The sequence below is a fragment of the Neisseria sp. P0008.S002 genome, from assembly GCF_051962805.1.
GTDB lineage: Bacteria > Pseudomonadota > Gammaproteobacteria > Burkholderiales > Neisseriaceae > Neisseria > Neisseria perflava.
This window is the reverse complement of record NZ_JBQCUY010000010.1, coordinates 71,428-77,815: the sequence shown is the minus strand read 5'-3', so window position 1 is coordinate 77,815 and position 6,388 is coordinate 71,428. Positions and strand designations below refer to the sequence as shown.

The 6,388-nt window shown below is 50.0% G+C and carries 6 protein-coding genes; 3 read left to right on the top strand and 3 right to left on the bottom strand.

Annotated features, from left to right (window positions below; translation table 11 throughout):
• Positions 1 to 119 precede the first annotated feature (119 nt).
• Positions 120 to 1,262 carry an extracellular solute-binding protein gene (locus ACTHSA_RS10575; protein WP_070625056.1) on the top strand — a complete coding sequence of 381 codons (1,143 nt, stop codon included), beginning with the start codon at positions 120 to 122 and terminating at the stop codon, positions 1,260 to 1,262.
• A gap of 71 nt (positions 1,263 to 1,333) precedes the next feature.
• Here ACTHSA_RS10575 and ACTHSA_RS10570 read toward each other — a convergent pair whose 3' ends face one another.
• Positions 1,334 to 1,765 (bottom strand): EamA family transporter, encoded by a 432-nt coding sequence (locus tag ACTHSA_RS10570; protein WP_003680126.1) that lies wholly within the window; start codon positions 1,763 to 1,765, stop codon positions 1,334 to 1,336.
• Positions 1,766 to 1,943: 178 nt separating this feature from the next.
• On the opposite strand from ACTHSA_RS10570, the gene ACTHSA_RS10565 reads away from it, so the two are divergent.
• Entirely contained in the window at positions 1,944 to 3,620 is a 1,677-nt protein-coding gene (locus tag ACTHSA_RS10565) for a formate--tetrahydrofolate ligase (protein ID WP_440367151.1), read from the top strand.
• Positions 3,621 to 3,685: 65 nt separating this feature from the next.
• On the opposite strand, the gene ACTHSA_RS10560 is transcribed toward ACTHSA_RS10565, so the two are convergent.
• Positions 3,686 to 4,615, bottom strand: a complete 930-nt coding sequence (locus ACTHSA_RS10560) for a glycosyltransferase family 2 protein (RefSeq protein ID WP_440367153.1) — start codon at positions 4,613 to 4,615, stop codon at positions 3,686 to 3,688.
• 128 nt (positions 4,616 to 4,743) lie between these two features.
• Complete coding sequence (gene fba, locus ACTHSA_RS10555) at positions 4,744 to 5,808, bottom strand: class II fructose-bisphosphate aldolase (RefSeq protein WP_003686828.1); 1,065 nt, start codon at positions 5,806 to 5,808, stop codon at positions 4,744 to 4,746.
• Positions 5,809 to 5,958: 150 nt separating this feature from the next.
• Here fba and ACTHSA_RS10550 point away from each other — a divergent pair, with 150 nt between their 5' ends.
• Complete coding sequence (locus ACTHSA_RS10550; protein ID WP_440367155.1) at positions 5,959 to 6,387, top strand: acyl-CoA thioesterase; 429 nt, start codon at positions 5,959 to 5,961, stop codon at positions 6,385 to 6,387.
• Position 6,388: the final 1 nt, after the last annotated feature.

Sequence of the window (6,388 nt, the reverse complement as noted above, 5' to 3'; positions counted from 1 at the left end):
CAGATAATCCGATGAGATGCTAGTCTGTCTCACTCTCATGCAAAGGTAAGATCAACCATTTAATCCGCTTACCCCTTATTTATTGACATTAACCACTCTTTCATCAGGAATCTGCCCGTATGAAAAAATCTGTATTAGCCGTATTGGCCGCATTGTCTTTGGCCGCGTGCGGCGGTGGCGAGAAAAAAGCCGAGCAACCTCAAGCAGGCAGCGCGCCTGCTGCCAATGCCGAAGCAGCCGCCACCGATACTTTGAATATCTACAACTGGTCAAACTACGTTGACGAAAGTACAGTCGAAGACTTCAAAAAAGCCAACAATTTGAAGCTGACTTACGATTTGTATGAAAACAACGAAACGCTGGAAGCCAAAATGCTGACCGGCAAATCCGGCTATGACTTGGTTGTACCCGGTATTGCCTTCCTGCCGCGACAAATTGAGGCAGGTGCATACCAAAAAATCAATAAGGATCTGATTCCGAACTACAAAAACATCGACCCTGAATTGCTGAAGATGTTGGAAACCGCCGACCCGGGCAATCAATACGCCGTTCCATACTTCTCAGGTGTGAATACGATTGCGATTACGGCGAAGGGCAAGGAGCTTTTGGGCGGAAAATTGCCTGAAAACGGCTGGGATTTGCTGTTCAAACCCGAATACACCAACAAGCTGAAATCTTGCGGCATCGCTTTGTGGGATACCCCGAGCGAAATGTTCCCAATCTTGTTGAACTACTTGGGTAAAGATCCTAAAGGCTCGAATCCTGAAGATTTGAAAGCGGCTGCAGAAGTTTTGAAAACCATCCGTCCTGACGTGAAACGTTTCAGCCCTTCCATCATTGACGAATTAGCGCGCGGCGATATCTGCTTGGCGGCAGGTAACGGCGGCGATTTGAACTTGGCCAAAGCGCGTTCCGAAGAAGTGAAAAACAACGTCGGCATTGAAGTGTTGACGCCGAAAGGCATGGGCTTCTGGATTGAATCTTGGCTGATTCCGGCCGATGCGAAAAACATCGTTAATGCCCATAAATACATCAACTACACGCTTGATCCAGAAGTGGCTGCGAAAAACGGTATCGCCGTAACCTTCGCCCCAGCCAGCAAACCGGCACGCGAAAAAATGCCTGCAGAGCTGGTGAACACACGTTCTATTTTCCCGAACGAGCAAGACATGAAAGACGGTTTCGTCATGCCTCAAATGAGCGCAGATGCGAAAAAACTGTCTGTTAACTTGTGGCAAAAAATCAAAGTCGGTTCAAATTAATTGTGAGCTGATTGGTTGAAACGAAGGCCGTCTGAAATTTTTCAGACGGCCTTTTTTTGATATCCCAATCTTTATCGTTTCAAAGCTAAAGTCAACACACCTGCGGTTACCAAGCCTAAGCCTATCCACTCCTGCGTGCTTGGGCGTTCGTCTAAGAAAACGACGGCCATCAGGGCGACCAAGACTAGGCTGAATTTGTCGACGGGCGCGACTTGTGAGGCGTTGCCCAGTTGCAGGGCTTTGAAGTAGGCAAGCCAAGATGCGCCGGTAGCGAGGCCGGATAGGATGAGGAATGTCCAGTTGCGGCCGGTAAAGCCGTTCACGCCCTGCCATTTGCCGGTGTAGGTTAAAAACAGTACTAAAGCGGCGAGAATGACTAAGGTGCGGATAAAGGTGGCAAAATCGGAATCTATTCCTTGTAAACCCATTTTGGCGAAGATGGCGGTCAATGAGGCGAAGCCTGCCGATGCTAATGCCCAAAACAGCCATGCGTTACTGCTCATGTTTTATTCCTTTGTTTCAAATTGTTGACAATATGAATCCGCTTGTTGATGAAATATCGAAATTTTCACTGCGGTTTGTCTTTGGAAAACGCTATAATAGAACTAATATTCTTTTTCTTCCAGCCGTCTTTATTATATTGTTTCAGACGGCCTTTCCCTCTCTCAATAAAGGAAAATCATGAGCTTCAAAACCGATGCTGAAATTGCCCAGTCTTCCACCATGCGCCCGATTGGTGAAATTGCCGCCAAGCTGGGTTTGAACGTTGACAACATCGAGCCCTATGGTCATTACAAAGCCAAAATCAATCCTGCCGAGGCATTCAAGTTGCCGCAAAAACAAGGCCGTCTGATTTTGGTTACCGCCATTAATCCGACTCCTGCGGGTGAGGGTAAAACCACTGTAACCATCGGTTTGGCGGATGCATTGCGCCATATCGGTAAAGACTCTGTTATCGCCCTGCGCGAGCCTTCTTTGGGGCCGGTGTTTGGTGTTAAAGGCGGCGCGGCAGGCGGCGGCTATGCCCAAGTTTTGCCGATGGAAGACATCAACCTGCACTTCACCGGCGACTTTCACGCTATCGGTGCGGCGAATAACTTGCTTGCCGCCATGCTCGACAACCATATCTACCAAGGCAATGAGTTGAACATCGATCCGAAACGCGTGCTGTGGCGTCGCGTGGTCGATATGAACGACCGTCAGTTGCGCAACATCATCGACGGCATGGGTAAACCTGTTGACGGCGTGATGCGTCCTGACGGTTTCGACATTACCGTTGCCTCCGAAGTGATGGCGGTATTCTGTCTTGCCAAAGACATCAGTGATTTGAAAGAGCGTTTGGGCAACATCCTTGTCGCTTACGCTAAAGACGGCAGCCCTGTTTATGCTAAAGATTTGAAAGCGAATGGCGCGATGGCGGCATTGCTCAAAGATGCGATTAAGCCTAACTTGGTACAAACCATCGAAGGCACTCCGGCCTTTGTACACGGCGGCCCGTTTGCCAACATCGCCCATGGCTGTAACTCTGTAACGGCTACCCGTTTGGCGAAACACCTTGCCGATTATGCCGTAACCGAAGCAGGCTTCGGCGCGGATTTGGGCGCGGAAAAATTCTGCGACATCAAATGCCGTCTGGCGGATTTGAAACCTGATGCGGCTGTTGTCGTCGCCACCGTCCGCGCTTTGAAATACAACGGCGGCGTGGAGCGTGCCAATCTTGGCGAAGAAAACCTCGAAGCCTTGGCAAAAGGCCTGCCTAATCTCTTGAAACACATTTCCAACCTGAAAAACGTATTCGGCCTGCCTGTGGTGGTTGCCATCAACCGCTTTGTTTCCGACTCAGATGCTGAGTTGGCCATGATTGAAAAAGCCTGCGCGGAACACGGCGTCGAAGTTTCCCTGACTGAAGTATGGGGCAAAGGCGGCGCGGGTGGTGCAGACTTGGCGCACAAAGTCGTTAACGCCATCGAAAATCAACCGAATAACTTCGGCTTCGCCTACGATGTCGAATCGAGCATTAAAGACAAAATCCGTGCGATTGCCCAAAAAGTGTACGGCGCGGAAGACGTCGATTTCAGCGCGGAAGCGTCTGCCGAAATCGCTTCACTGGAAAAACTGGGCTTGGACAAAATGCCGATCTGCATGGCGAAAACCCAATACTCTTTGAGCGACAACGCCAAACTGTTGGGCTGCCCCGAAGGCTTCCGCATTACCGTGCGCGGTATCACTGTTTCCGCCGGCGCAGGTTTCATCGTTGCGTTGTGCGGTAATATGATGAAAATGCCAGGCCTGCCGAAAGTTCCGGCTGCCGAGAAAATTGATGTGGACGCGGAAGGCGTGATTCATGGCTTGTTCTGATTTAGATTGATTTTGAAATAGATAAAGGCCGTCTGAAACCGAGGTTTCAGACGGCCTTTTATAATTTAAGTGAATTTCAACCGGCTTTTTAAGAAATTGAAGAAATTGTCTATCATGCCGAACATGGTATTGCGGTCTTCGCCAAACAAAGAAATGCTGCGGTCTTTGCTGATTCTGTCATAGGCGGCAAAAATGGTTTTCAGCTCTTCAGTGGTCAAGCGCAGTTGCTTTTCGTACAAGATGCGGCTTAAGAGCGTTACTTCCGTCGCGTTCAAATCAGGGAAGAGATGACTGATCCACAACTCCATGGTGTATTGAACGGATCTGTTGATTTTGTCTCTTTTTTTGCTTTCTTGAGTTGTGTGTATCCTGTATGACAACAAAGGCTCGGGCAGGTTGGCAAAGGTTTTGCCATGTAGGGCGCATTGTACCCACATATGGAAATCGGGCGCGGTTTCTGTCGCGGTGTAGTTTATCCCGAGGTTTTTAATGCTGTCGTGCCGCCACATGGTGGTGGGGTTGAACATGTTTTGGGCGGCAAAGGAGAGAAAGGCTTTAATGTCTTTGTCGAGCAGGGGGAGGTCGCTTAAAACGGGTTCTCTTCCGGTTTGGTCATCAAAAAAGATGGTGGCTTGGCCGCCGACAATATCGATTTCGGGATGGCTGTCTAAAAACTGAATCTGTTTTTCAAAACGATCCAAGGCGCAAATATCGTCCGCGTCCATTCGTGCCATATATTCGACCTTTACGTCTTTGAGCATATCCATGGCAAATTGGCAGGCAAACGGCTCGCCCCTGTTTTCCGGAAGGTGGAAAACCTGCAAACGTGAATCTTTGGCTGCGTAAGCCTCGAGGATTTCGCCGGTTTTGTCTGTTGAAGCATCGTTGATGGCGATGACGAAAAAGTCGCGGAATGTTTGATTCAATACCGAATCCAAGCATTCGGGCAAATAAGCTTCGGCACAATAGGCCGGCAAAATAACGGCGAGTTTCATGTTTGCTTTCGATGTGTTTTGATGTGTAGTCGGTGGAAGATTTTACTATAAATTTCCCAAAAGCTAAGGCCGTCTGAAACCTTATTTTCAAGTTTTCAGACGGCCTTAGTGTGAATCCGAGATACGGATTATTTAACGATTTGGTTCAATTCGCCTTTGGCGTATTTGGTTGCCATTTTTTCCAAAGAAATCGGTTTGATTTTGTCGGCTTGGCCTTCGCAACCGAATGCGAGGTAGCGGTCAAGACAGATTTGTTTCATGGCTTCGACGGTTTTGCTCAAGTATTTGCGCGGGTCGAATTCGGATGGGTTTTCTGCCATGAAGCGGCGGATGGCACCGGTAGAGGCGAGGCGCAAGTCGGTGTCGATGTTGACTTTGCGGACACCGTGTTTGATGCCTTCGACGATTTCTTCAACCGGTACGCCGTAGGTTTCACCGATTTTGCCGCCGTGTTCGTTGATGACTTTCAGCCATTCTTGCGGAACGGAGCTGGAGCCGTGCATCACGATATGGGTGTTCGGCAGGGCTTGGTGGATTTCTTTGATGCGGTCGATACGCAATACGTCGCCTGTGGGCGGACGGGTGAATTTGTATGCGCCGTGGCTGGTGCCGACGGCAATAGCCAATGCGTCAACGCCGGTATCTTTAACGAAACGTACGGCATCTTCAACGCTGGTCAGCATTTGGTCGTGGGAAAGTTTGCCCACTGCGCCGACGCCGTCTTCTTCGCCGGCTTCGCCGGTTTCGAGGTTGCCCAATACGCCGATTTCGCCTTCAACGGACACGCCGCAAGCGTGGGAGAAGTTAACGACGGTACGGGTGGCGTTGACGTTGTATTCGTAAGAAGAAGGGGTTTTGCCATCTTCCATCAGCGAGCCGTCCATCATCACGGAGGAGAAGCCCAGTTGGATGGAGCGTTGGCACACATCAGGAGATGCGCCGTGGTCTTGGTGCATTACGACAGGGATGTGCGGGAATTCTTCGACTGCGGCCAAAATCAGATGGCGCAGGAATGGGGCACCTGCGTATTTGCGTGCGCCTGCGGATGCTTGAACGATAACGGGGGCGTTGACTTGATCGGCCGCCTCCATGATGGCGCGCATCTGTTCGAGGTTATTAACGTTGAATGCGGGCAGACCGTAGCTGTTTTCGGCAGCATGGTCCAATAATTGGCGCATGGATACGAGTGCCATGAGGAGCTCCTGAAGTAGTGAAGGGTAAATTTATCCGATAAATTATAATGTTTTTTGAAATGAAAAACTACAAGCTGCTACATTGTTTTTATATATTAACGAACAGGGTCTCGGTTTATAATGGCGTAGTATTGAAAACGGGTGTGCAAAATGGATAGGATTTCGGTGGCCGAGTGTGATAAGCCTTTGTTTCAGACGGCCTTGACGGTGCAGGTGAGTGATGTGAACTATGGCGGCCATTTGGCGAACGATGCGGTGTTGCGTTTGTGCCATGAAGTGAGGATGCGTTGGCTGGCGGCGTTGGGTTGGAGCGAAATGGATGCTGGAGGGGCTGGCCTGATTATGGCGGATGCGGCGGTGCAGTATTTGGCGCAAGGTCATCATGGTGATGAGCTGTCGGTGGAAATGGGGGCGGCGGGCGTGGCCGGTGTGGGCTTTTCTTTGCTGTACCGTATCCGCAGGATTTCAGACGGCCTTGTGCTGGCGAAAGTGCAGACGGGCATGGTGTGTTTCGATTATGGCAAGCAGCGTGTCTGTCGTCTGCCTTCGGCCTTGAAAGCAGCATTGGAGGCCGTCTGAA